Origin of the sequence: Flavilitoribacter nigricans DSM 23189 = NBRC 102662 (assembly GCF_002646595.1) — a bacterium.
GTDB classification, from domain to species: Bacteria; Bacteroidota; Bacteroidia; order Chitinophagales; family Saprospiraceae; genus Flavilitoribacter; species Flavilitoribacter nigricans.
In genome coordinates this window covers 152,772-177,086 of record NZ_PDUD01000024.1, presented here as the reverse complement: position 1 = coordinate 177,086, position 24,315 = coordinate 152,772, and the positions used below count along the sequence as shown (strand labels likewise).

Below are 24,315 nucleotides of genomic sequence, written 5' to 3'. Positions count from 1 at the left end.
CTCATTCCCAAGCCGAATCGACTCCAAATAAAAACCCCGATGAATAGAATCTATCCATCGGGGTACTATGGGTTTTAAGACTAGTATGCTCTAAACATGTTCTCCAACTGAAAGGCGCTGGCCGAACAACTGTGCATTCAGAGATTTCAGGGCCAGCTTTTTGTAGGAGCTCGCCACCAGAATGGACAGGTTGTTGTTGCTACCACCGTAGGAAACCATCCGCAGTGGGATGTCTTCCAGCGCATCGAAAATATCGCGGGTGAAGCCCGTCTGGCGATGCAGATGATCGCCAACGATACAAATAATAGTTTGCTCGGTCTCGTAACTCACTTCACCGAAAGGCTCCAGAGCCCCGATGATCGCATCCAGATAAGTATTATTGTCAATCGTTAGAGAGACGGCCACCTCGGAGGTGGTGATCATATCGATCGGCGTCTGAAACTGCTCAAATACGCTGAATACCTGGCGCAGGAAGCCGTAGGCGTTCATCATGCGGCCCGAACGGATCTTGATGGCAGTAACGCCGTCTTTGGCGGCAATCGCAGTAATGCTGCGGCCGGAACCTTCGGAAGAGATCAGCGTACCCGGAGCTTCGGGCGCGAAAGTATTTTTCAGGCGGATCGGCACCTGGGCCTGTTCGGCCGGGATCACACAGGTAGGATGCAGGATTTTCGCACCGAAGTACGCCAGCTCGGCGGCTTCGCGGTAAGACACTTTCCGCAGCGGGAAAGTTTTGTCTACAATCCGTGGATCGTTATTGTGAATGCCGTCGATATCCGTCCAGATCTGAATTTCATCCGCTTCCAGAGCGGCACCGATCAGGGTGGCGGAATAGTCGCTGCCACCGCGTTGGAGGTTATCGATCTCGCCATTGCAGTTGCGGCAAATATATCCTTGAGTGATAAAGTAGGGGACACCCGTTCTGTCACTTAAGAGATGCTCTAGTTCCTCCAGGATGTAGGACAAATCGGGGTCTCCCTGCTCATCTGTACGCATAAAATCAAGAGCAGGCAGCAGGCGGGAAGGAACGGACTGACTCTCCAGATAAAGGTGGAACAATTCCGTGGAGATCAGTTCTCCCTGCGCCAGGATTACCTTTTCGTAACTAGGGATAAACTCTTTTTGTGTCAGACTCCGGATCTGGTCCCAGATGGTGCTGAGGACCATCTCCGCCCGGCGCTGGTAAAAAGCCGAAGGCAGAAGTTCATCAACAAATTTTCTATATTCTTTCTCCAGTTCACCCAATTGGGCGGTCGCCTGTTCCCGTTTGCCTTGCAGCAGGGAATCGGCGAGTGCAACTAATTTATTCGTTGTGCCGGAAACAGCAGATAAAACCACAATTTTCGGTTGGTCATCGTGAATCAGCTCGGCAACAGCACGCATTCTTTCCGCACTTCCTACTGACGTCCCTCCGAATTTGAGAATTTTCATGAATAAAATCGATTGAATAAAATGGTTAGTAATTATTTGATGCTGCAAAACTACGGGCAGCACCAAAGGCGTGCAAAGAATTTGGATATTTGCACACTATTTCACATTTTGTGAAAAATTTAACAAATGGTAAAAATTGCAGAGATCGTGGAGGAGTTGGTACGCCGGTCTCCGTTTTTGATGGAATCGCTGGAGGAAGGTCTGATCAACGTATCGGCACTGGCCAGGAAGCTGCAGCCGGATGTAGAAAGCATGTTGGGGAAACCCATTAAGACCGGCGCCATTGTCATGGCCGTCAACCGGATGCCCGCCGGGAAGCTGGCTTATGAGAAGCGTTCGCTGCAGAGTTTTTTCCGAAAATTGAGCGATCTCAACGTCCGAACGGATCTCATCGATTATACTTTTCGAAACTCCGATACGCTACCGACCTGTCAGGCACGCCTGCTGCGGGATGTAGAAAACCGGCCGAATCTGTTTTATTCCGTATCGCGCGGCGTGACCGAAACGACCATCCTGGTTACTTCGTCCCTGGAAGATCAGGTCGCCAGCTTTTTTTCCGACGAAAAACTACTTTCCAAAGAGACGGACCTATCCGCCATCACGCTTTTGCTGCCGATTGAGAACCGGAATCTGTACGGGGTCTACTACTATATATTAAAGGATCTGGCCTGGCGGGGCATCAACCTTATCGAATTGATCTCGACCTCCAATGAATTTACCATCATCGTTCGTAATGAAGACCTGGATCGCGCCTTCTCTACCGTTGCCGGCCTGCGGGGAAATTAATGCCTTGGGTTACTGCCTTCAAGGTCTATTTATCAAGCAGATTTTTCAGATAAAAGGACATCCGGATCACGCTGTCTCGCTGCATTTCCATTTTCAGAGTAGGCAGGCCGATCGCCTGGCGTCTTTCATCCAGTCGACGTTGATCCTTTACCGGAAAGAGCCCGTTCGGGCCGGTCATGGTCGCGTACATCTGATAACCTTCCCGGTTCAGGTGATACTGATCGATCACCAGGGCCAGATCTTTGGGAGGACAGGTTCCGGCTTTCACAAATTCCCTGAGTTTAGGAATAAAATATTGCTGGCGCATATCTCCGGAGGTGCGCATGAGAATGCTCCGTACGCTCAGTTGCTCGGTGCTGTCCGGGGGAATGTGTCCGATGAGGTCCGCACCCGGGTAGCCCCAGGTCTCGAAGATATCTTTCAGTTGCCTGGCGTTGAGTGAATCCAGACGCAGTTGCTGGTTGCGGTACATTTGCCGGTCCGGTCGGGAGCGATACAACTGATCCGCTTCATTCATTTTCCGGATCTTATTGCGTAGCGGGAGATTTACCCGTTCCAGGTAGGCTGCTCTTTTCTCCGGATAACGCTTCACTAATTCCTGCCAGGCCGGCAATTCCTGCAGCCCGTTGAAGCTGGTATCCCGCTGGAAAGTTTCCAGTTCGTATCCCCGATCGATCAGTTGATCGATATACGTCAGGGCATTTTCCGGCTCTCCCAATTGGGCCGACAGGAAGGCGAGTTTTTCCAGTTCCCGGTACGGTTCGAAATTGGTGGGTTCTAAAATTGCTACGGCTTCTTCCAATAGCTCATAACTTTTTTCGTAATCCTTTTCAAAAAAGGCGAGATCCCCCCGGTAGACGAGTGGATAGTAGTCCTCAATGTAACTTTCTGGTTTTTTTGAACACCCGCAGATGAAAAAAAATCCTGGAAGAATAAAAATTGCCCAAAGTGCTGTAAACAGCGGGGATCTGACTGAAATTCGCTTCATGAACTGATAATATTTCGACGCTTCAAAAATATACTTTTCGGAGATTCTGGAAAAAAAAACGAACACGACTTTTCCTCTGCGTGTTTGTAAGATGAATTATAATTAGTGAAAAAACCAAATTAAAACTAACTGATAATGAAAAAGTTATTATTCATTTGCGCGCTGTTTATGGGCGCCATCCCTATGCTTAATGCCCAGGAGGCAAGCACCACAACAGAACCCACGCCCGAGCAGTACGAGACCATGATCGAGAACTATTATAATGTAAAGTTCCGGGAAATGGCATTTGAATCTCTAGAGCTGACCGAAGACGAAATCACCAAGTTTGACCCCCTCTATGCCGAGTACATCTCCAGAAAAAAGGACATCGTTCAGAGAAGAAACAAACTGGTAGAAAAGTACCGCGACGAGATGATGGAAGACGATGATGCCGAAGAAAAAGCGGACGAAAGAGCGGACTTCATTGAAAACTACTGGGAAACCCAGATCAAAGAAATGGAACTGAAAAAAGACTTTTTCGACCGTTTCGAAGACATCGTTTCTAATGAGAAAGCCATCAACTTCTTCCTGCTCGAAGAGAAAATGCAGAGTCGCGTAGAAGAAGCCAGTCTGATCCAGATCGTTCCCATGATGATCGAAGTACGGGAATACTATCCTACGAAAAAACATAAGGATACTTCCATGAACTGGGATGAAAAGAAAGACATGTCGACTGACAAGACCACCACTACTACCACAGATAAAAAGGAATGGTCTTCTGACGACAAGAAAATGACTGACAAAAAAGAGTGGAACAATAAGTCTACCGCTACCACCACTACCACTGGAATGGACAAAAGCATGACCGACAAGAAAGATACCAGCAAAGACTGGACTTCTAAAGGAACTGCTACCTACACCACCAACACCTCTAACATTAGTGCGCTAGCTGCTTACAATAAGTGGATTGAAAAAGCAGACAACAAAGTAGCACTCAATCACCAATATACCCACAACGGTCTGCAGAAACTAGTATCTGCTATCTGGGCAGTTGCCGGTGCTCATGACATTGACGCCAGCGCCTGGTCTGACAAGAAAGAGAAGATCATGTCAGTAACCACAGAACTGCAGAAAGACCCGATGTCTACCGACCACGCTGACATTACTCGCGAAGCATTTGAAATGACTGCTGTAATGATCAATGCGATTCAAGACAAAAAAGGTACCGACAAAACTAAAGATGTAGCTACGAAGGTAACTTCAGCTGCAAACGCGATCAATCCGGATCGCCTGATGACTGACCAGGCTACTGAAATTTATAATTTCTTTGGTCAAGCCAACAAAGCACTGCACGCACTGGCTGACGTTGATGCCTGGGGACGTAGCTCTGCATCTACACAGAATAAGTAGTAGTAAGTAACAAGTAATATCAGTGATTACTTTGTAACCGAGGTAAGAAGAGGTTTGCTGGATCTTTAGATCTGGCAAGCCTTTTTCCTCGCCCTTTCCCAACCTATTCGGACACAAAAAGTAATTTATACACTGTTCAAGTTATAGATTTACGGTCTTAGTTCACCTAGTGTGGGCTAAGGCTTTTTTTATTGCCTCAGTACAGCATTTCCAGTAAGATCTCCCAGGCATCCTCGTAGGGAATGATCTCCAGATCGTGACTTTGATTGGCCACTTCCAGGCGTACCCGCTTCAGTCGGGCATTTAATCTTTTGGTCTTTTGCACCACTCTCTTCCTACGAAAATGAAATTTGGGCACCTGCATCAGCATATCTATAAATACATTGCTGCGGAGGTTGTGGTGTCGGTCCAGGTACCGGCTTTTGTATTTTTCAATGGCATCCAGCCGGTCGAGCAGGACGTCATGCCGTTTCTGTTGCAGCAGCAGGAAGATATGGGAGATCAGGATCGGCACGTTCAATCCCCGTTTGTCCTTGGCAAAAGTGGGAACATCATTGAGAAATTTCTGGATCCGGAACCCGTTGATCGCCTGTCCCGGCTGACAGGGGATGTTGCCGGTGGCTTTCAGCAGATAGATCCAGGCACCGTAGATGATCCAGGTTTCCCGGGTATTGTCCACGAGTTGGCAAAAATTGGGCTGTCGCTTGACCAGCCGGTAGATCTCATTGGCCTCCCGGTAATTTTTGGTGTGGAGCGAAAGGGTAAAATGCAATTCCTGGATCTTGTACCAGTTAAAGGTGCCCGGATCGATCATTTCCTGCAACTCCCGGATAATGGCCACCCCTTCTTCGTATTTTTTGAGCTGAATACAGCAGGCGATGTACTGAAAGGAAAGGGTACCGAAAGCCCGGGTATTGAAAAACCGGTAATGCCGGATACCTTCCAGAGCTTCGAAAGTTACTTCGTAACAGGCCTGATAGTCGTTGATGCTCATGTACTTGATCGTGCGGAGCATATTGTAGGCGAAGAGAAAGTTGGAGGTATGGACTTTGTCCCGGTAGACCTGCAATTGTTTCAGATGGTCGGTCGCCAGCTGGTAAACGTAGGTCTTTGTGGACTTATCCTTGACGTAAAGCGAGAGTAGGTCCGTGAAGAACATTTCGGCCATCGTCTCGGCCAGAAAAACCTCCCGTTTGGCAAAAACCTTTTCGGAAAATTCGCAATATTTCTTGCGGTTGCCGTAAATGGAAGCATAGTTGGACGCCAGGTTGCGGGCCAGGAAGATCACCTCCTGCGTAAATTCGTACTTCTCGGCGATCCTCAACGCTTTTTCCCCGATATACAGCGCATTGGTCCGTGCACCTTTGGTTAGGAGCAGGTTGAAATGACCGATCATTTTCTGACATTCGAGATAGGCCCGTTTGATGTTGCTGAATTTGTTCTTTTTGATATCAATAAAGAACAGCGTATTCCGGAGGCGTTCATTCAGTACGTGTTTCAGCTTGTAATAGGCGTTCCGGTTGTCCATATCGGGGTAAAGGTATTCGAAAGCCTCCCGGTCATTCTTAAGTTTGCCGCTGTGAACACCCTGATAGAACTGCATAAGTTTGGTATCGCTATCCATCCCGTTCCCAATGATCTCAATGGATTTGACCTTGTTTTTGGTAACAATGTCGACTAGTTCAATTAGTCTTTTCAAAACAATTGACGTTTGAAAGGTTACAATTATAGTTTTGTCTGCCTGGTATAAAATGAATGATGATCTTACCTGTATCCGACGCAAAGTGGTTTGGGATTGGCCCAATCACCTTCGGTCAGCATATGCTGCACTTAATTGGTCCGAATGTCCCGAACCAGTTTTACGTCCGTATAAATTTTAATCAGCGGGTGTTGCAAAATTGGAGCTCTGAAAGCCCGGTTGGGTTAGAACGAATAATGCTACAGGGTAGGATTAGAGAATTGCTTGCGATCAATATAGGTAAAATTTGGCATTCGGTCAAATAGCCTAATTTATATTTTGATGTAGGAGATGATATTATGTGTTTTATTTCGGTTGTGATCGCTTTTGGGGAAAGGAATTTGGGTAGTACTTTATTGTTTAAGTAATTGGTTTTCAGTTATTTGTTTTGGTAGGTTAGATTTCATGCCGTTTTTCTAAGGGAAAGAAATCATGCAGATTTGTCCGTGACCGGTTGGAACATACCACCTAGTTTTGTAATCATTCTACAGCACTAAAACCAAAAATCATGCGCTCGAAGAAAGAATTACAGCTAACTATCTCACCTTATTTTTTCCCGGTAACCGACCGGAGATCCGATGTGGTAAATGCCGATACCATCGTGTTCAGCCGATCCTCTAAAGTTGGCGGAAAGGGGCCGTCATCCTCTGCTTTATTCCAGTAATTCCAGCAGTATTTTCCAGGCGTCTTCGTAGGGAATGATCTCCAGATCGTGGCTCTGACTGGCAATTTCCAGCGGGACTTCATCCAGGCGGGGGCGTAGTTTTTCCGTCCGTTTGATCACCTGCACCCGTCGGAAATTGCCCTTGGGTACTTCGAGCAGCATCCGGATGAAAATATTACTCCGGAAATTCTGCTCGTAATTCAGATAGCGGTATTTGTACTGGGCAATTGCTTCCATCCGGTCCAGGATCGTATCGTATTTCTTTTGTTGGAGCAGCAAAAATATCTGAGAGATAAGGATGGGAATATTCAATCCCTGTTTGTCTTTGGAAAAGGTAGGGACCTCGTTCACGAATTTCTGGATCCTGAAGGTTGGAGGGCGTTCTCCTGCCGGAGGTTGTGCCCTGCCGGTGATCAGGAGGAGGTGGGTCCAGGCCCCGTAAATGATCCAGGTTTCTTTCACGCTGGGGATCAGAGAGCGGAACTTCTTTTGGGCCCGCACTTTCTGGTAGCACTCGTAGGCCTGCTGGTAATTTTGGGTATGCAGCGACAGGGTAAAATACAGTTCATTGATCTTGAACCAGTTGATCGTCGATAGTTCCACCATCTGCATCAGGTCCGCTACCAGCTGTTCTCCTTCCTGGTATTTTTTCAATTGGATGCAGCAGATCAGGTGATTCCCCGACAGGGCAAAATAAGCCCGGGTGTTCAGAAAGTGGTGGCTCCGGATCTTCGCAATACTCTTGGTACAAACCTCCAGCGCCCGCTGGTAATCGTTCACACTCATGTATTTTGCGATCAGTAGCATGGCGGTAAAATACACCAGATTGGATGATTCCTTTGGGGTACTATAATCTTCCAGATCCCGGATGTAATTACTGGAGATCTCGAATACTTCTTCCTTGGTAGACCGGTCGTTCGCGTACAGGGAAAGGATCTTCTGGTAGTGATTTTCCGCAATGGTTTCCTTCAGATAGAGTTCGATGTGCTCCTCGATAAGCTGGTGCAGATATTCCAGCTTTTTGCGATCCCCGACCAGCGGAGCGTAGTAGTTGGTCAGACTCCGGGAAATAGTGATCACCTCGTGGGTGAACTCGTATTTTAGGGCGATCTTCAGCGCTTTTTCCCCGCAGGAAAGGGCATTTTGTTTAGCCCCTTTCACATTGAGGATATTGAATAATGACAGCAAACGCTGACATTCCAGATAGGCCCTTTTCAGGTCCGTAAATTTGCTCTCCTTGGTATCGATGAAGAACAGCGTGTTGTGGAGCCGATCCTTCAGGACGTGTTTGAGTTTATAATAAGCATTCCGGTCGTCGGAATCGGGGTAGAGGTAGGCCACCGCATCGTCGTCCGAATTGATCTTACCTCCCTGAATGCCGTTGTAAAGCTGCATCAGTTTGGTATCATTGTCCGTGTTGCTGCCAATGATCTCAATAGACTTGATCTTGTTCTTGTTTACCACCCGAACTAGTTCAACGAGTTTTTTCACCTTCCATATTTTATATAAAAAAATAGGGCTCGATAATGGACAGGCATATCGAAATAAAACGCGGATAGATCTGAATTTCGGGGATTGGACTCAGCGTGTTTTTGCCTACTATTGGTCGACGGCAAAGCCTTGTCCGGTCTGCTCCCACAAAAGGCAAACCTATTGCGTAGGTACTGCATTCAAATTGATCGGGTCCTGACGGTGTTTGACCTGTCAGGGCTAAATCCATTTAACGTCAGTATAACTTTAAAAGTAGTTTATGGTTGAAAAGGCTGAATACTGTGCTGGTCGGATGATTGAAGTCGGGTAAAATTATGTAAAATAAGAGACTTACGCCACCCCTGTTTTTAATTTGTTGATAGCGTTTTTTGGTGGTTTTTTATTTGGAAATAGCTTGATTAGACGAAAGAAATAAACTCACTTTCTGATTTTTTTACAACTTAATATTCAGGTGGTTAGCCGGTTTTAGCCCGGTTGTTATGGCTCATTCTGCGGGAAAGATGAGGTAAGATTCTGTTGGTGGTGCGGGCAGAGATCGCCCCTAGATTTGTGATGTAATCAACAACAAACAACCAAAAAACTTACATCATGATTGCACTGGTAAACCTCCTGATCAACCTCGGACTAATTGGAAGCCTCGACGCCTTTAACGCCCTGAGCCCCGCCGAGCAGCAAGACCTGATCTTCATCAGTGAAGAAGTCGTACTGTAGCCGCCGGTTGCTCACCGGCAGATATCTATCGAACCAGGCGGACGGATCACCCGCTCCGCAGATTTACAAACTCTTGATCATGACGACTATCCACCAACCCGCAGCACCATACCGGGAATACCCCCGCCGGGCCCCGGATCGAAAAAAGACCGGTCTCCGGGTAGACATCATCCTGGGAATGCCCAAATACAAGTGCCGCTTTCACGGGATTTGCCGGATCGAAGCGGACGAAGAAGAACTGCTGGAGGGCTGTTCAACAAACTGTTGCCGGAGTAAAGGCAAACTGTTTTACCATGCCTCCGGCGGTTGCCTGCTCTACTTTGAAAAGGCCGGTATGTCGGCCCGCACGCGCCGCTATCACTTCTCCGGGAATTGGTTTTGGCTCCGGGAAGGCCTCGAACTCCCGGAATCCGTCTGCCGGGCTCTGGATCTGGATGGAGCCTATCTGTTACCGGGACGCTACCGGCTCCTGGAAGACCGGCGGTTTTATCGGATCTACATCTATACCCGCAAGAGAAATGCCAAATCGGTAATGCATTATAAGGAAAGATTTGGCTCAAAAAAAGTATTGAAATAACTAGTTAGTGCCTATTAGAGCTGAAAAATGGAAATAAATCTTCAGAATCTGAGGGTAAGAAATTGTGGATTTCTGTTGGCGGAATAAGTAAGCCAAGCCACCACATTTGTACCGGAAGAAAGATTATATGCACTTCCGAAAACAAGTAAACTGTAACTCAGGGGATAACTCCCCAATCCATAACAATTCATTTTTAAACCTTTAAATCTCTATTTATCATGAAAACCAAAATGATCTTCGCTGCACTGTTCTTCGCTTTTTTCGCAATGACCAATGTTGCCTCCGCGGCTAACCAAACCGAAATGCCCAAAGCAGAGGTGGTCAATCTACTGGACCTGAATGTTGATCAGAACCTGACCGACGTTGTCCTGGATGTAGAACTGTCCGGTGATTTTGAGATCGTAGCCTGCACGCTGGAAGGAAAACTGACGGTAACTACCGAAAGCGGTGATTCCGTAACGATCGAATTCAAAGTAACCGGCGATGACTGTAAAGAAGTAGCCAGAACTTTCCAAAACATCATGTCGGCCTTCGAATAAGGATCAGAAACCTCATTTATTGACCTTTTAAATACGCACTTATGAATGCCATCAAAACCATGTGCGGCCTGCTGGCCCTGGCCCTGACCGTACTCTCTACCTCCGTTTACGCCGGCAATGCGATCCCACAGGATTACGAGGCGGTACAACAAGCTGCCCTTACGCCACTCAGTTCGGATCATGCCCAACTGACGGTGGAGCGGATCGAATTCTCCGAAGCATTCGGTACCTGTACCATCGATGTGAGCACTACGCTGGACAACGGCACCACCATTGAAGGTACCGTGACCATCGACGGGATCAAATGGTACGAGTGCTGGGGACTAAAGATCAAGGATTTCTTTAGTAGCGATTTTTAAAATCCGGAGCAGTATAGCGCCGATCCCGATCCCGTCACTGGGGCAGCAAGCCATGACCGGGAAATGGTCCGCACTGCCCGGTGAATATTCTCAGGATTTGCGCTCAAACCGTTCCTCCTTACTCATGCGAGAATTGATTTTGGGGCTGTAATGAGCACTTAGCTGCCAATTGGGCAGCCCCAAATCAATTTTCCTAATCACGCATCCAATGAAAACTTTTATCGTCATCGCCCTATTGGGGCTCAGCCTGGGTGTTCAGGCCCAGCAAAGCAGCTTATCCGCTGAATACTACGTCATTCTCAACAACCAGGAAAAAAAGGCGACGCTCAGCCTGGAGAGCCAGCAGGCCTTGTTCTGTTACCACCAGCCGGCTGCAGGGGAGGGGACCAGCGCCGAAGAGGAAGTAAACGAATACGGTGACAGGAACTGGAATATCAATATCGTAAGCAAAGACTCACTGGGAACCCGTTATTTCACGGATCTGGATCAGAAGCAGATCGTCTCCCGGGAACTCTTGTTTACCGACGGAAAATCCCGTGCCTTTATCGTGCAGGAAGATCTGACCGCCATCGACTGGGAACTGACCCGTTCGTCCAAAAAGATCGGTGAATTCCTTTGCCAGGAAGCGATCGGCGAATTCCGGGGTCGTACCTATCATGCCTGGTTTGCACCGGAAGTACCCGTACGGATCGGTCCCTGGAAATTGCACGGACTGCCGGGACTGGTAGTGGAAGTATACGATGAAGAAAAGGTGGCCTACTTCCAACTCCGATCGCTGCAGATTCCCAATGCCTCCGCAATGATTATCGAAGCGCCCACAGTCGGTGAATCGGTTAGCCTGCCCGAACTGGTATCGATCAAAGAAGGGACGGGAGAGGATTTCGGTAAATACCTGCAATCCAAACTTCCGCGCGGCGTCACCTTTAATATCTCTAAAGTCTCGCACAACTGGCTGGAGAAAGAATACGAATTCCAGGAAAAATAATCGCTAATCCGCTGCCTTATGAAAAATGCCGTAGCAATTGCCCGCCGGGCGGGCCTGTGGATCGTTTTGTTGCTCCTGGGCTTTGCGGTCCGTGGACAGATCACCATTAAGGGAACGGTTCGCAATACCGCGCAGGAAATAATTCCTTTTGCCAATGTGTATCTGCAAACTGCGGATACGACCACGGTCCTGGCTTTTGCCGGCACGGATGAACAGGGACAATTCCTGCTGGAACACGATACTCCCGGGCATTTTATCCTGAATGTGGTCAGTCTGGGCTATACCGCCTACCGGGAATCGGTAGCCCTGACGGCGGCGGGTATGCAACGGGATATCATCCTGGAAGCTCAGGATTACACCTTGCGGGAAGTCACCGTTACGGCCGAAGTGCCCATCATCATCCGGGAAGATACCCTGATCTTTAATGCCGCTTCTTTTGCGGACGGCAGCGAAGCGGTAGTTGAAGATCTGTTGAAAAAGCTCCCCGGCTTCGAAGTGGCCGAAGACGGAGGGATCCGGATCAACGGCAAGAGCATTGAAAAGGTCATGGTCGAAGGAGACGATCTTTTCAAAAAAGGCTACCGAATGCTTACTAAAAACCTCAGTGCCGAACTGATCGACAATGTTGAGGTACTGAATGATTACCACGAAAATGTATTGCTGAAAGATATTGAAGATAGCGACAAAGTTGCCGTAAATCTCACCCTAGATAAGGAACGGGTGGCCGTGTTTTTCGGCAATGCGGAGCTTGGCCACAGCGCCGCTGAATTCTACGAATCCCGCATTAATCTCATTTCCTTTCTGGGCGACTGGAAATTCTATTCGCTCACCAATATGAATAATACCGGTAAGGATCCGAACGGAGATTTTTCTGATTTTTTGCCGGCCAATGCCTACCAATCCGGTGAGGAAAGCGTATTTGGAGCCGAATCGGGCGCCCGTTATTTGATCGAACGCCGACCCCAGGTACCGGAGCTGAAGGCCGAACGCGTGAACTTCAACAATGCAGAATTTACGTCCCTCAATTTCATCCACTCCCCACACGAAAAGACCAAGATCCGGGGTATGGCCTACTTTTCGGCCGATGAGTCGGATTTCTTCCGCGATATGCAGCAGGAATACTTCCTGCCGAACGGTAACCTGAGTATTGAGGAGCGCTTTCAAATGCGCAACCGGCAAAAGGCGGCCGCGATCGAGTTGGATATCCGGCACGAGATCGGCGAACAGGAAAGCCTGGACTATACCGGTAAATATTCCCGGGCAACATCCGGGGCCTTCAGCCAACTGCAGTTTAACGACGACCGTATCCTGGAAAGTCTGGACTATGATCAGCAAACGCTGGAACAGCGACTGAACTACACGCGTAAATTGAATGATCGCCAGGTGCTCTTGCTGGACGCTTTTTACGGTCGGGAAGACAAACCCCAGTGGTACCGGGTGGGGAACGCTGCATTTGCCGGCCTGTTCAACGATGATCACACGGTGGACAGCCTGCAGCAATTGAGCCGAAACCGGGTCAATGTCAGCGGACTGACGGCAAAATTACTGAGTAAAAAGGGCGCGGCCAACTGGGAACACCGACTGGGGCTGACTCATTCTACACAGTATTTTCGTAGTGATCTTTCGGCCTTTGAGCAATCCCTGGAACTGGGAATACCCGCGGATACCTATACCAATGACCTGAAACTCGGACAAACCGACCTGTGGGCGGCTTCCGCCTACCGGCACCAGCTATCCTCCCGGTTTAGCCTGAGCGGTACGCTGGAGGGACATTATCTGCTCACCCGCCGCGATGATCTCAACCGCGAACAACCTACTCCCGGGCAATACCGGGACCTCTACCTGATTCCGAAAATTGGTTTTAAGTGGGAACCCGACAAAAAGAATAAGATCGTAGGTCGCTACACCTACGGTACGGATCTGCCGAGCCTGCTGGATATTTTTTCGGGCAAGGTACTCACCGGTTACCGGAACCTAAAGCAGGGCGCAGACCGCTGGCAACCGCTAAAGACCAGTACTTTATTTGCTAATTATGCTTACGGTGGCTGGAGCAGTAGTTTTTTATTCAATGCCAATATACTCTACGCCAAAGCGCACCAGTATTTCAGTTCCCGTACCGAGATCGGTCCTGAGTTGATCCAGGCCTCGGGTACTATCCTGGAGAATGCCGGCTTCCTCAACGCGGGGCTTTCTCTGGACAAATATTTCAAATCTTTGGGTAGTAATGTAAAACTGACAGCCTCCTACGCCCGGAACACTTACCAGAACGCGCTGAACGATGGGGCACTGCGGCAGGTTCATCTGGATGCAATCAGCCTGGGTGGAGAAATTCGCTCTGTATTTGCCGGTATTTTTAATTTCCATACGGGATTCAATCAGCAGGCCAGCATTTACAATGCGTCCGGAAGTAATAAAATCGAACGAACTTTTCTGGATATCCAAATACAATTGGGTAAGCGATTTTCCCTCCATTGGGAAAATGACCGCTATACTTTCCGGCGCAGCTTCCAACCGGGACAAATCGCCTACTTTTCGGACCTCGAACTACAATACAACTTCAAAAAAGAAGGCCTTCTGCTGACTTTCCTGATCAACAATATCTTTGATAATAAGGTGTTTATGGCCAATACCGTGACGGATACCGACATTGCCCAGGTGTCCTTCCGGCTGATCCCCCGTTATGCTTTACTGAAGCTTCAGTTTCGATTCTGAACCGCTATTTCAGTCCACCGGGGCAAGATCGATTTTACCTATTTCTACGCCGGATCTCTGACGGTAGTATAGCCCTGAAAACGGTCGATCTGTGGGTAAGATTTACCGCTGAACTGTCCGTGACCCGCCCTCCTAAAACCGGCAACTTTGTATTCGAAAGATCCGAAGTATTTATAACATCGGATCTCCACTGTAAACCAAGCAAGTTGCCGTGAAATCACTGAAAATTCATACTAGTCCGTTGAAGATCGTTCGGAAGACCGGCAGGCCGCCCGCGGATGCCTGGTCTTTTCGGACGGGTGTCGGCGTCGATGTGCGGTTCGGCATGCCTAAGTACCATTGTCGTTACCACGGTATTTGCCGTTTGGACATCGACGAGAGTGACTGGATGCGCAGATCCGCGGCTCGCTGCGGTACCGGAAAAGGCTGGCTTATGATCCCCCATGCGGGATTTTGCCTGATCTGTTTTAGCCGGGACAGTATGACGGAAAAGACGATACAAACCCATTTCGATGGGAGCTTTTTTCGACTGGAAAACGAGATTGCTTTCTCCGATGGACTGATCCACAGAATAGGTTATCGCGTAAAATTACAGGCCGGCAACTACCGCATCCTGGAAAAGGAGCAGGGATACAGTGTATTGTTCAGAATTATTTCAAACCTAAATACTTCGACATTATGAAAATTTTACTCGCGATCTTCTTTGGTGTATTACTTAATGGATTAGGAGCGGTTACCGCTTCGGAGCAAGCCACTCGTAGTGACACCACACTTTTGCAGCCAGTAAGCATTGAGGCTGAATATTGTTTCCTGTCCATCACCGGCTACGCCAACTTTGACGGCATGAGGATGGAGATTACGCTGACGGCAGAAGCGGAAACCTGTGAAGAGGCTGCCGCCGCCATGAAGAAAGATATCATCGAACGGGAGATCCGAATCGCTTATTAATACTGGGTTTAGGATAGTCTGGACCTATGCGATAGAGGTATGGTCCAGACGTTTTTCAAACTGACTTCAATCGTCTTGATATGCGCAACATTATCCTGCTGCTCTTATGCAGTATACAACTGGTGATTCCGGGCCGAAGCCAATCTGGAATTGAAATTCAATACTATACACCGGATGCCGAAGCAAAGGATCCCGCTGCCCAAAAGGTAACGATCTTCACCCTGAAATGTGGAACGGAGCGATCTGTTTTCTTCAAAGAGGAGACCCCGCGCAGTGTCTACCTCAATACGGCGGAACAGAGCGTGACGCTCAATTACGCTACGGGTAGAAGCTGGATCTTCAAAGAGATGCGGCAGTCCCGGCTGACCAGCCTGGTCACGTCGATCCGAGAGCGACAGTATATCATCCGGGAGGCATTGCCTACTATCCACTGGGAAATTTTGAAAGAGGAGCGATTTATTCAGGGCATTCCGGTAAGAAAGGCACGCGGCACATTTCGGGGCCGTCATTATACCGCCTGGTTTGCTCCGGGTATTCCCCTGGCCAATGGTCCCTGGAAACTGGGTGGCCTGCCGGGCCTGATCCTGGAAGCGTACGATGATGACAAAGTAGTGGTCTTCCTTTTCCGGGCGCTCCAGTCGGCCAGTGAAATGGCGCTTGTGGAACCGGAAACGGATCAGCCGGAAATAGACCTTCCGTCCTACCAGCGACTATACCAAAAGGAGGTTACCCAGTATTTTGAATTTTTGAACGCCAGGTTGAGGAAGGAAGGCGCTTCCGTCAGCTATCAGACCGGCGCTTTTGAGTTGTGGGAACGCCTGGATTAAGACCTAACACACATTTTTAACCTTAATAGCAAGAACATGAATAAGGTGATACTGAGCCTGCTGCTGTTGATCTTCAGCATCCTGTTTGCGACCGACAGCTCGGCACAACCGGTGATCGAAGTGGAATATTACAGACCCCTGGACGCTGCCGATGGCGGATACCTGGAGGGAAATTTCTCCTATCGACTGCACTGTAATTCGCGGGAATCGCTGTTCGTATTCCTGACCCAGGATGATATTGCCAGTGATCAGCGAAACAATCCCGGGCAACTGAGCCTGACGATCTGGCTGGGAGACAAAGAGCACTGGATCTACAAAGATCTGCCGGGAAAAATGTTGACGGAATTCCAGATCAGCATTCAGGAAAACAAATACCTGATCGAGGACGAAGTCCATCCAATGCAGTGGGAAATTACGCCGGAAACTAAGGTGATCCAGGGGATGCCGGTAAAAAAAGCGCGCTGCGAACATCGCGGACGCCACTATACGGCCTGGTTTGCGCCGGGCATACCGCTGGCCAACGGCCCCTGGAAACTGGGTGGATTGCCGGGGCTGATCCTGGAGGCCTACGACGATAAGAAGGAAGTCGTTTTTCTTTTCAAAGCGATCCGGCAACTGGAGCGTGTGCCGATCAGTAAGCCGGCCTCCAAAGGCAGGAAGGTGTCCCTCACTAAATTCCTGGACTTAAACAAAAAGGAGACTAAACAGTACTTCGAGTTCATCGAAGCCCGGATGAAAAGCAACGGTGGTGATTTCAATATTGATTTCGATTTAAAATATAAGTCCTGGGAATATTTGAAATAAATGGATATGCGCGCTTTGGAAAAAACTCTTTTCGGTGTATTGATGCTCTGTTTTCCAGGAGTGGTGAACGGCCAGGAAATAAGCGGATCGGTCCGCGATCAAAACGGGGAGCCGATCGAATTTGCCAGCGTGGTCTGGTGGAATGAAAGTGGCGAACAGGTACTTACCTTCACTACCACTGATCAATCCGGACAGTATCGGCTGATGTTGGAGGTGCCGAAGGGCTTGCTGGTCGCGTCTTCCCTGGGTTTTCAGCCGGATACCGTGCTGGTGGAATTTGACCCTGCGGGAACCGACCGGCAGATCGACTTCGAATTGCAACCGACCACTTTTGAATTGAATACAGTCGATATCTCGGATTCGAGGATACCCTACAAAACCACCGGGGATACAGTCACCTACCAGTCCGAATTCTTTTCGGATGGCACGGAACAGGTCATAGAAGATCTGGTTAGAAAATTGCCCGGCGTGTCGGTAAGTGACGACGGTACCATCTATTACAAAGGAAAAATGGTGGATAAGGTCCTGCTGGAAGACGATGAGCTTTTCGGGCAGAAGTATACCATCGGTACCCGGAGTTTAAGTGCGGACGTAATAGATGAGATCGAGTTCATCGATCACTACGTGGAGAATCAGCTATTGAAGGAAGTGCAACAATCGGATCAGTTGGCCATGAACATTACCATAAAAGAAGACCGGAAAAAACTGCTTTTCGGTGATGGTATGGCCGGAGCGGGTGTACCCGAAAAGTACGAATCGAGGGTCAATCTTTTCAGTCTCTACAAAAAGCACAAAGGCGTACTGGTGGGAGATGCCGGGAACACTTCCGGATCACTGCTGGACCTGTCGAGTCTTTTCAAGGAGGGTTTTAGCCTGGACGCTCCCTACGAATACTACCGGCCGGCGGACTATCTGGTGCATCTGCCCAACTACCGGCCGTTCGAACTCAGAAAAGAAGAAATAAAAAATGGGAACATTTACCAGGGAGCGACCAACCTGATCTTGAATCCCGGGGATAAACTGAAGATCCGTACTTACGGCTTGGGCTTCAAAGATCGCTGGAACCTGGATCAGTACAGCTACAACCGGGACCTGAACCTGGGCAATCAGTACGAATACGAAGATCGTTCTTTTTATTCCGAAAAAAATGAAGGCCTGGAATGGAATGTGGAAGCCCTGGCTCAGCTTGCGGAGCGGTCCAATATGAAATACAACTTTCGGGTCGGGATCAATGAGATTGCCGCTCAGGCCGGGACCACTGTGCTCTTACCGGAGCAAGATACGATACAGCAATTTTTGCAGAATCAGGCTTACACCCATCTCCATCGTTTGAACTGGGTGAGCAAATTGAAAAATAAGCAGGTGCTGGTATTCGACGGAGCCTACGTGAACAACCGGAAGACGCAGGATTTTTACTTCCGTCAGGCACCAGGCGGCCAGGCACCGCAAAATGACATTGACCAAAAGTATGAACATATCGTAAAGGATGCCGATCTGTTGGCAAGTCTGTTGGGAAAAAGCGGGCCTCTAAAATACGCGCTCAATTTAAAATACCGCCTACAAACCGACCGGGTGGAAGCCAGTCCTTCCGCCAATAGCTTGCTGAGTCAGGATCTGGAGTTTCGGGAACATTTGCAAAATGATTACCGGCAACATCTCCTGGCGTTGATCGGCTCCTTTTCTACCCAGCTAGGCAAAGCCCGGATTTTCTCCAGGCTGGAACTGGGATACCGGAAAGCCAGCCTGGAAAAGCCGGATGAGGAGATACAATTGAATACCGGGTTTTATCCCGGCTTGCGCTCGGGGCTACACTATCAGCTCAGCAAAAAAACGGCAATTTTACTGAACGGCAGCGTGGCATCCGAAATGCCGGAAATGGAGCACCTGATCACCGGACCGATCTGGGCATCCTACCGCAGCATTCTGTTGGGTACAGACCGGATCACACAGTTTTTAAGTTATTCCGGAGTGCTTGCGATCAATCACAGCAATAATGCCAAGCTCCTGGAATGGTCCGCAAACATATTGTACACGAATAATTCCCGGGCTTTTCAGGATCGCTACTTTTACGACGGGCTCTTCGGGATCCGGCAAAAACAACTGATAAATGGGGGCCACGTCTGGAGTTTCAACGGAGATCTGGATAAGTATTTACCGGCTTTGTCCGCCAGTATCGGACTGCAGCTTTACGGCGGGATCAATCAGACCTTTGTGATCGACCCGGAGGGACTTCCCAAAGCAGTGGTACTGACCAACCGGGCGGTGACGCTCAGTTACACCACCGTCTTTGACGGACCCCTGGATTTCGGGTTGAGCGGAGAACAAAGCTGGAGCGTTTACCAGCAAATCCGGTCCGGATCGTCCGCGGTGAAGCCGAATAAAAGGACCAACCTCAACTACTTTTTGGTCTATAAACCGGGGTCGAACTTTCTGCTCAGATTGAGTACGCGTCAGGTATTCACGCAAAACCAGGGACAGCCTGCCGGTATTTTTTACCTCGGCGGACTGCGGTCGGAATACCGTTTCGGATCCGGTTTTCGACTGGGTTTCAATGTGTATAATTTATGGAATACCCGTGGGTATAACCTGCAGAACTTCAACGGCGAATCGTACAGTTTTCAGCAGTGGCGGTTAAACCCCCGAATGCTAATTCTGAGTCTGGGCTTTCGGTTCTGATAATTGGTTGATCACGATAAAAAGTATGGTATATGACATCTTTTGACTTCAATGAAAAGTTTCGGCGAAGAACGGAAAACCTATCGCTGACCATCATCGATTGGTATAGCAAGCTGGACCAGTCCAGTGAAGAAATACAGCTACTCGGCCGACAGTTGATCCTGAGTGCAACCTCTACAGCCTCCGGTTTTAGGGCCGCCTGCCGGGCTAATTCCCGGACCGAGCGTTACCAGAAGCTGCATGCCGTAGTGGAAACCAGCGATCAGACCCTGCTCTGGCTAGATCTCTTAAAGCGCATACAGCCCCATGAACAACAGCATCTGGGACCCATTTACGAAGAAGCACTGGAAATTTTAAAAGTGATGGCGACGCATCGCCGGAACCTGCAGATTTCCTGATCTTACGAAACTCACTATTCATTCCTCATCGCTCACGCTCCGCTCCTCACACCTCACCTCTCACGGCATTCCCATTCGGCAATTATTCATTTCTATAACTTAAAAATCTTTTACCATGAAAATCAGAATTTCTCTACTCCTGCTTGCACTGGCGATGAATGTAATGACTTACGCTAATGCCGCTCCGGCCGGCAACTTTGCCGCCGAAGAAGTGAGCCTGGAACAAACCACTTATTCGTTGGAAACGAAAGGCGACTTCCACGAATCGTTGAACAGCTTCATCAACGACCTGGATGAAGATGCCGAATGTTCCGTTACGGTAAAGTTTAAGCTGGGGACTTCCGGCACCGGGATCGAAGCCAGCTTTACGGTTACCGGAGATTGCGATGAAATTATGGAGATCGCCGAAGCCAAATACGATGAGGTGAAAAGGTTGCTCTACCGATAGGCATTTCATTTATTCAATACTCATTTTTGGAGCAGGCAGCCGGATCTTCCGGCTGCTTTTTTATTGCACGTCTTCGATCTTCTTTTCCGCTTCTTTCAGGTCTTCGGCGGTAGGTTTAGGCGGTTCCTGCTGGAAAACCGCTTCGGGTTCCAGAGATATGTGAGCAAATATGGGAAAGTGGTCCGAACCAATATCCGGCAGCCGCACCATGCGCACCAGCTTGAAATCTTCCGAATGGAAAACGTGGTCCAGCGGCCAGCGGAGCAGAGGGTAGTTGGCGTTAAACGTATTGAAGAAACCCCGGCCGATACGGGGGTCCAGTAGCTGACTGACTTCCTGAAACAGTTGGGTCGTACTGGACCAGGCTACGTCGTTGAGATCCCCAATAACTACTACCGGCAGGGTATCCTTGACTACCATCTTTCCACAGATCATGAGTTCACCGTCCCGCGGAGTACTGCTCTCGCTTTCGGTAGGGGTAGGAGGCTCGGGGTGAATGGCATACAGTTTGATCCGCGCACCGGACGCTAATTCCATTTCCGTATGAATGGATGGAATATCATCTTTTACCAGATATTCCACGGCGGGGTCGATCAGCTTGTGCCGGGAATAGAGCAGCATACCGTAGGTATTATCGATCGGTACTTCTACGAAATAAGGATAGTCCTGCTTAAGGGAAGATACGGCATCGGCCCACCACTGATCGGTTTCCAACAGCAGTACGATATCCGGATTGTATTCTTCTACTTTTTCCAGTAAGCGGTCCGACTGACGGTTTTCCATGTAGATATTTGCGGAAAGTACGCTCAGTGATCCCTCAATATCTTCTCCGTCGGTTTTCACGACCTGCGGTTTTGCCAGAAAAGTATAAGGCACCATCAGGGTGATCTGATACAGCAGCGCAGCTGACAGCAGAGCCGCCAGTACGGATCCCCGGATACTTTTTAGAGAATAGTAATACAAAACGCCCACCAGGCTGAGCGCCGTAAGCAGGCTGACCTGGGCGTGCGGAAAATCAAATATCCTGATCGACCAGTGCGGGGTTGGAATAAAGGGTAATAGGGTTGCGATAATGGAAAAAGCTCCTACATATCCGACGATTTTTTTCACTTTGGTTTGATTTTATAAAAGTTGAGACTCTTTGATCTGGGTAAGCAGCGGGTACCTGTTTCGTACAATAACGGCCCCAATAAATTGAACCTTTTAAAAGACCTTGGAGTTGCTAAACTACCTGCTGGAGTACGACGGTTATCCGAAGTTGCTACTGCTGCTTTAAAATTGCTTGTGATCCTTTTAGGCGGTAGGCCATTTCCAGGCCTGAACTGCTTAGGAGGAATTACCTATAACAACCTGTTTTTCAGCGGGTATGTTTGCTTTTACGGAGCTTGGAGTAACGTAGATTTTTCCTTCTGGCTTAGGTACTGGTAAGCGATTGAATTTCAGTTGCTTGTGTGGCGATGGTTCGATGGGAGAGCTCAAGAACAGCTTACCTACAGATCGTGGTCGTAGCCATTAGGGAAATAGCGGGTCTAAATTTAGCGGCAGTTTAGCGCTGTCCTTTAAAGGTTTCGTAATTTTGGATCTTCAATTGCCAAAAAACTATGAGGAAATATTTATCCATTCTGTTTAGCCTTTTCTTTGCGATACTGACATTCGGGCAAAATACTCCGCCCAAATTGGGGTTCGCTCTTTCCGGCGGCGGGGCCAAGGGGCTGGCGCATATCGGTGTCCTCAAAGTACTGGAAGAGAACGGGATCTACCCGGACCTGGTGACGGGTACCAGTATGGGGAGCATTGTGGGAGGTTTGTATACGATCGGCTACAGCCCGGAAGAGTTGCGGGAATTTGCGACCAGCCTGGATTGGAACGATTATTTCAACGACACCTACCCACGTGCATTTTTGCCGGTCGAGGAGAAGGCACGGGCTGATCGTTATCAATTGACCTTTGCTATTCAGGATGGTAAACTGAAACTTCCCCGGGGACTGATCCAGGGAAAAAAGATACAAACGCTGCTGGCCGGCTTGACCGCATCGGCCCACGGCACTCCGGATTTCGATAATTTCTGCCTGCCGTTCCGTTGCGTTGCGACCAATCTGGAAAACGGAGAAGCCGTCGTTTTTAGCAGCGGCCCGTTGCGCCGGGCTATCCGGGCGAGTATGTCCATCCCATCGGCATTTGAACCGGTAGAGTACGAGGAAAGATTGCTGGTAGACGGCCTCGTCGTACGCAATCTCCCGGTGCAGGACGCTTTCGATATGGGAGCGGATTTTGTGCTGGGCGTTGATGTCGGTAGCCCGCTGTACGAAAGAGATGAGATCACCTCCGTCCTCACGGTGCTGGATCAGACGAGCAGTTTTGGTTCCGCTTCCTCCACCATGAAGCAGCGCGAACTGGCTGATTACCTCATCATGCCGGATCTGGAAGGTTTTTCCACCCTGAGTTACGATAAAGCGGATTCCCTGATCCTGCGCGGTGAGGAAGCGGCTCGTAAGGCCTTACCCGGCTTGCTGGCCCAACTGGATTCGTTGGGGGTAGAATTGCCTATGCCCAGTTGGCGGTGCGAACATAATCTGCAGCGGGATAGCTTTATGGTAACGGAAGTGGCTTTCAAAAGCGATGAAGCAATGACCCGGCGCACGCTGAACCAGTTGTTTCACGCGCACATCCCGCGGGTATTTACCCTCGAACAATTGAGTGATGAGATCAGTCGCCTGTATGCTTCCGGTTTCTTTAAGCTGGTGGATTACGAATTGCAGCCCGTTGCCGATGGTTACCGGCTGGTGTTTTCGGCCAGCGCAGCGCCGGCCTGGTACTTTCGCACCGGAGTGAATTACGATACCGATTACAAAGCCGGCTTACTGCTTAATCTGACCGGTCGCAATCTGGGTTTTCGGGGAGCAATTCTGTCTACCGATGTCCGGGTGTCGGAAAACCCCGCCCTTTTGCTGGATTATCTGGTCTACACGCGTTCTTCTCCGAGTATCGGTCTGAAGTGGCACGGTGGCATCAATTTTTTCCCTGGAAAGAAATACGAGGAGTGGAGACTGGTAGACGAGTTTAGTTTCCACCATTTCAGCTCCCGACTATCCTTCATCTCCGGGATCAGCCGTACTTGGTCTATGGAAGCGGGATTGTTTGCGGAACGGCTTTCGCAGAATCTGAAATTCTTCAGCCGGCAGAACGATGAATCCTATTCCGAACAGGTCGGCATGTTCCTAAAACTCAGCCGGGATACTTACGATCGAACTTATTTCCCAACCGACGGATCACTGACGACCCTGCGTGCCCAGTGGACGTTCGGTGGGCGCATAACGGAGAACGATGAAACCGGCGGCACCATTCCTTTGGCCGATAATATTATGATCACCGCGCGACTGCACAAGGTGTTTCCCCTCGGGAAGAACTGGTGGTTATCCTGGCTCAACGGTGCCGGCGCGGTGAACTATCGCCAGCAGGCCTTTCTGAATCAGTTGTACCTGGGACGGGAATTGCCCAACGAAGAACAATTCTTCGAGATCATCGGCCTGCGATTTATGGAATTGCCCGTTACGGCCTTTGCGAGTACGGGACTCCAGTTGCGCACTCGGCTTACCCGCAGCACCTTTATCGGGCTGACTTACAATACCCTCTGGTACGCATCGAGTGAAGGGCGGTTTTTCCCGGGGGCACTGGACTCCGGCAACTACCTTTCCGACTGGACCAATGGTGTGGGCCTGGAACTGGGTGGCCTGACACCCTTTGGCCCCTTGCGTTTCACGACCGAATACAATTTGGAATTGGGGCGTTTTAACTTCTCCATGACCGCCGGCTACCGTTTCTGATGGCTAAGGGCGGGGATTTA

At 49.2% G+C, this 24,315-nt stretch carries 21 protein-coding genes; 16 read left to right on the top strand and 5 right to left on the bottom strand.

All coding sequences use genetic code 11. The annotated features are described in order from the left end of the window. Positions 1-90 precede the first annotated feature (90 nt). The gene (locus CRP01_RS19945; protein WP_099151853.1) at positions 91-1,431 is read right to left on the bottom strand and encodes an aspartate kinase; all 1,341 of its coding nucleotides are present in this window, start codon (positions 1,429-1,431) and stop codon (positions 91-93) included. A 126-nt stretch (positions 1,432-1,557) separates the two neighbouring features. Here CRP01_RS19945 and CRP01_RS19940 point away from each other — a divergent pair, with 126 nt between their 5' ends. After that, complete coding sequence (locus tag CRP01_RS19940; protein WP_099151852.1) at positions 1,558-2,217, top strand: aspartate kinase; 660 nt, start codon at positions 1,558-1,560, stop codon at positions 2,215-2,217. A 25-nt stretch (positions 2,218-2,242) separates the two neighbouring features. Here the strand turns inward: CRP01_RS19940 and CRP01_RS19935 are convergent, their stop codons facing one another. Continuing rightward, positions 2,243-3,019, bottom strand: a complete 777-nt coding sequence (locus CRP01_RS19935) for a hypothetical protein (protein WP_143473461.1) — start codon at positions 3,017-3,019, stop codon at positions 2,243-2,245. 321 nt (positions 3,020-3,340) lie between these two features. Between CRP01_RS19935 and CRP01_RS19930 the strand changes: the two genes are divergently transcribed. Beyond that, complete coding sequence (locus tag CRP01_RS19930; protein ID WP_099151850.1) at positions 3,341-4,594, top strand: hypothetical protein; 1,254 nt, start codon at positions 3,341-3,343, stop codon at positions 4,592-4,594. Positions 4,595-4,790: 196 nt separating this feature from the next. Here the strand turns inward: CRP01_RS19930 and CRP01_RS19925 are convergent, their stop codons facing one another. Beyond that, the gene (locus tag CRP01_RS19925; RefSeq protein WP_099151849.1) at positions 4,791-6,293 is read right to left on the bottom strand and encodes a hypothetical protein; all 1,503 of its coding nucleotides are present in this window, start codon (positions 6,291-6,293) and stop codon (positions 4,791-4,793) included. Positions 6,294-6,984: 691 nt separating this feature from the next. Next, positions 6,985-8,487: a hypothetical protein gene (locus CRP01_RS19915; protein ID WP_099151847.1), complete on the bottom strand. Its 1,503-nt coding sequence runs from the start codon at positions 8,485-8,487 to the stop codon at positions 6,985-6,987. Positions 8,488-9,075: 588 nt separating this feature from the next. Here CRP01_RS19915 and CRP01_RS43205 point away from each other — a divergent pair. The 13 genes from CRP01_RS43205 (at position 9,076) to CRP01_RS19855 (ending at position 20,471) form a co-directional block, all read left to right on the top strand. After that, entirely contained in the window at positions 9,076-9,198 is a 123-nt protein-coding gene (locus CRP01_RS43205) for a hypothetical protein (protein ID WP_262510331.1), read from the top strand. Between the two features lie 79 nt (positions 9,199-9,277). Next, positions 9,278-9,775, top strand: coding sequence for a hypothetical protein (locus CRP01_RS19910; protein ID WP_099151846.1), 498 nt, complete (start codon positions 9,278-9,280; stop codon positions 9,773-9,775). Between the two features lie 218 nt (positions 9,776-9,993). After that, on the top strand, positions 9,994-10,314 hold the full coding sequence (locus tag CRP01_RS19905) for a hypothetical protein (RefSeq protein ID WP_099151845.1): 321 nt from the start codon (positions 9,994-9,996) through the stop codon (positions 10,312-10,314). A gap of 41 nt (positions 10,315-10,355) precedes the next feature. After that, a complete protein-coding gene (locus CRP01_RS19900; RefSeq protein ID WP_099151844.1) occupies positions 10,356-10,673 on the top strand; it encodes a hypothetical protein in 318 nt (105 codons plus the stop codon). Between the two features lie 208 nt (positions 10,674-10,881). Continuing rightward, positions 10,882-11,658 (top strand): GLPGLI family protein, encoded by a 777-nt coding sequence (locus tag CRP01_RS19895; RefSeq protein ID WP_099151843.1) that lies wholly within the window; start codon positions 10,882-10,884, stop codon positions 11,656-11,658. A gap of 18 nt (positions 11,659-11,676) precedes the next feature. Continuing rightward, entirely contained in the window at positions 11,677-14,370 is a 2,694-nt protein-coding gene (locus CRP01_RS19890) for a carboxypeptidase regulatory-like domain-containing protein (RefSeq protein ID WP_099151842.1), read from the top strand. Between the two features lie 211 nt (positions 14,371-14,581). Continuing rightward, positions 14,582-15,052: a hypothetical protein gene (locus tag CRP01_RS19885; protein ID WP_143473460.1), complete on the top strand. Its 471-nt coding sequence runs from the start codon at positions 14,582-14,584 to the stop codon at positions 15,050-15,052. After that, the gene (locus CRP01_RS19880) at positions 15,049-15,318 is read left to right on the top strand and encodes a hypothetical protein (RefSeq protein ID WP_099151840.1); all 270 of its coding nucleotides are present in this window, start codon (positions 15,049-15,051) and stop codon (positions 15,316-15,318) included. Before CRP01_RS19885 ends, CRP01_RS19880 begins: the two co-directional genes overlap by 4 nt. Before the next feature lie 80 nt (positions 15,319-15,398). Beyond that, the gene (locus CRP01_RS19875) at positions 15,399-16,145 is read left to right on the top strand and encodes a GLPGLI family protein (RefSeq protein WP_099151839.1); all 747 of its coding nucleotides are present in this window, start codon (positions 15,399-15,401) and stop codon (positions 16,143-16,145) included. Positions 16,146-16,181: 36 nt separating this feature from the next. Continuing rightward, positions 16,182-16,949, top strand: a complete 768-nt coding sequence (locus CRP01_RS19870) for a GLPGLI family protein (protein ID WP_099151838.1) — start codon at positions 16,182-16,184, stop codon at positions 16,947-16,949. A gap of 6 nt (positions 16,950-16,955) precedes the next feature. Continuing rightward, positions 16,956-19,625 (top strand): carboxypeptidase-like regulatory domain-containing protein, encoded by a 2,670-nt coding sequence (locus CRP01_RS19865; RefSeq protein ID WP_170110460.1) that lies wholly within the window; start codon positions 16,956-16,958, stop codon positions 19,623-19,625. Between the two features lie 32 nt (positions 19,626-19,657). Further along, positions 19,658-20,023 carry a four helix bundle protein gene (locus CRP01_RS19860; protein ID WP_099151836.1) on the top strand — a complete coding sequence of 122 codons (366 nt, stop codon included), beginning with the start codon at positions 19,658-19,660 and terminating at the stop codon, positions 20,021-20,023. A 115-nt stretch (positions 20,024-20,138) separates the two neighbouring features. Next, positions 20,139-20,471 carry a hypothetical protein gene (locus tag CRP01_RS19855; protein WP_099151835.1) on the top strand — a complete coding sequence of 111 codons (333 nt, stop codon included), beginning with the start codon at positions 20,139-20,141 and terminating at the stop codon, positions 20,469-20,471. Between the two features lie 60 nt (positions 20,472-20,531). On the opposite strand, the gene CRP01_RS19850 is transcribed toward CRP01_RS19855, so the two are convergent. Next, positions 20,532-21,581, bottom strand: a complete 1,050-nt coding sequence (locus CRP01_RS19850; RefSeq protein ID WP_099151834.1) for an endonuclease/exonuclease/phosphatase family protein — start codon at positions 21,579-21,581, stop codon at positions 20,532-20,534. A gap of 491 nt (positions 21,582-22,072) precedes the next feature. On the opposite strand from CRP01_RS19850, the gene CRP01_RS19845 reads away from it, so the two are divergent. Beyond that, complete coding sequence (locus CRP01_RS19845) at positions 22,073-24,295, top strand: patatin-like phospholipase family protein (RefSeq protein ID WP_099151833.1); 2,223 nt, start codon at positions 22,073-22,075, stop codon at positions 24,293-24,295. Positions 24,296-24,315: the final 20 nt, after the last annotated feature.

Bases quoted from the DNA above. Each gene is read 5' to 3' on its own strand.
- CRP01_RS19855 (WP_099151835.1), top strand. From the start codon at position 20,139: ATGAAAATCAGAATTTCTCTACTCCTGCTTGCACTGGCGATGAATGTA.
- CRP01_RS19900 (WP_099151844.1), top strand. From the start codon at position 10,356: ATGAATGCCATCAAAACCATGTGCGGCCTGCTGGCCCTGGCCCTGACC.
- CRP01_RS19905 (WP_099151845.1), top strand. From the start codon at position 9,994: ATGAAAACCAAAATGATCTTCGCTGCACTGTTCTTCGCTTTTTTCGCA.
- CRP01_RS19875 (WP_099151839.1), top strand. From the start codon at position 15,399: ATGCGCAACATTATCCTGCTGCTCTTATGCAGTATACAACTGGTGATT.
- CRP01_RS19860 (WP_099151836.1), top strand. From the start codon at position 19,658: ATGACATCTTTTGACTTCAATGAAAAGTTTCGGCGAAGAACGGAAAAC.
- CRP01_RS19845 (WP_099151833.1), top strand. From the start codon at position 22,073: ATGAGGAAATATTTATCCATTCTGTTTAGCCTTTTCTTTGCGATACTG.
- CRP01_RS19865 (WP_170110460.1), top strand. From the start codon at position 16,956: ATGCGCGCTTTGGAAAAAACTCTTTTCGGTGTATTGATGCTCTGTTTT.
- CRP01_RS19910 (WP_099151846.1), top strand. From the start codon at position 9,278: ATGACGACTATCCACCAACCCGCAGCACCATACCGGGAATACCCCCGC.
- CRP01_RS19940 (WP_099151852.1), top strand. From the start codon at position 1,558: ATGGTAAAAATTGCAGAGATCGTGGAGGAGTTGGTACGCCGGTCTCCG.
- CRP01_RS43205 (WP_262510331.1), top strand. From the start codon at position 9,076: ATGATTGCACTGGTAAACCTCCTGATCAACCTCGGACTAATTGGAAGC.
- CRP01_RS19895 (WP_099151843.1), top strand. From the start codon at position 10,882: ATGAAAACTTTTATCGTCATCGCCCTATTGGGGCTCAGCCTGGGTGTT.
- CRP01_RS19930 (WP_099151850.1), top strand. From the start codon at position 3,341: ATGAAAAAGTTATTATTCATTTGCGCGCTGTTTATGGGCGCCATCCCT.
- CRP01_RS19945 (WP_099151853.1), bottom strand. From the start codon at position 1,431: ATGAAAATTCTCAAATTCGGAGGGACGTCAGTAGGAAGTGCGGAAAGA.
- CRP01_RS19880 (WP_099151840.1), top strand. From the start codon at position 15,049: ATGAAAATTTTACTCGCGATCTTCTTTGGTGTATTACTTAATGGATTA.
- CRP01_RS19870 (WP_099151838.1), top strand. From the start codon at position 16,182: ATGAATAAGGTGATACTGAGCCTGCTGCTGTTGATCTTCAGCATCCTG.
- CRP01_RS19890 (WP_099151842.1), top strand. From the start codon at position 11,677: ATGAAAAATGCCGTAGCAATTGCCCGCCGGGCGGGCCTGTGGATCGTT.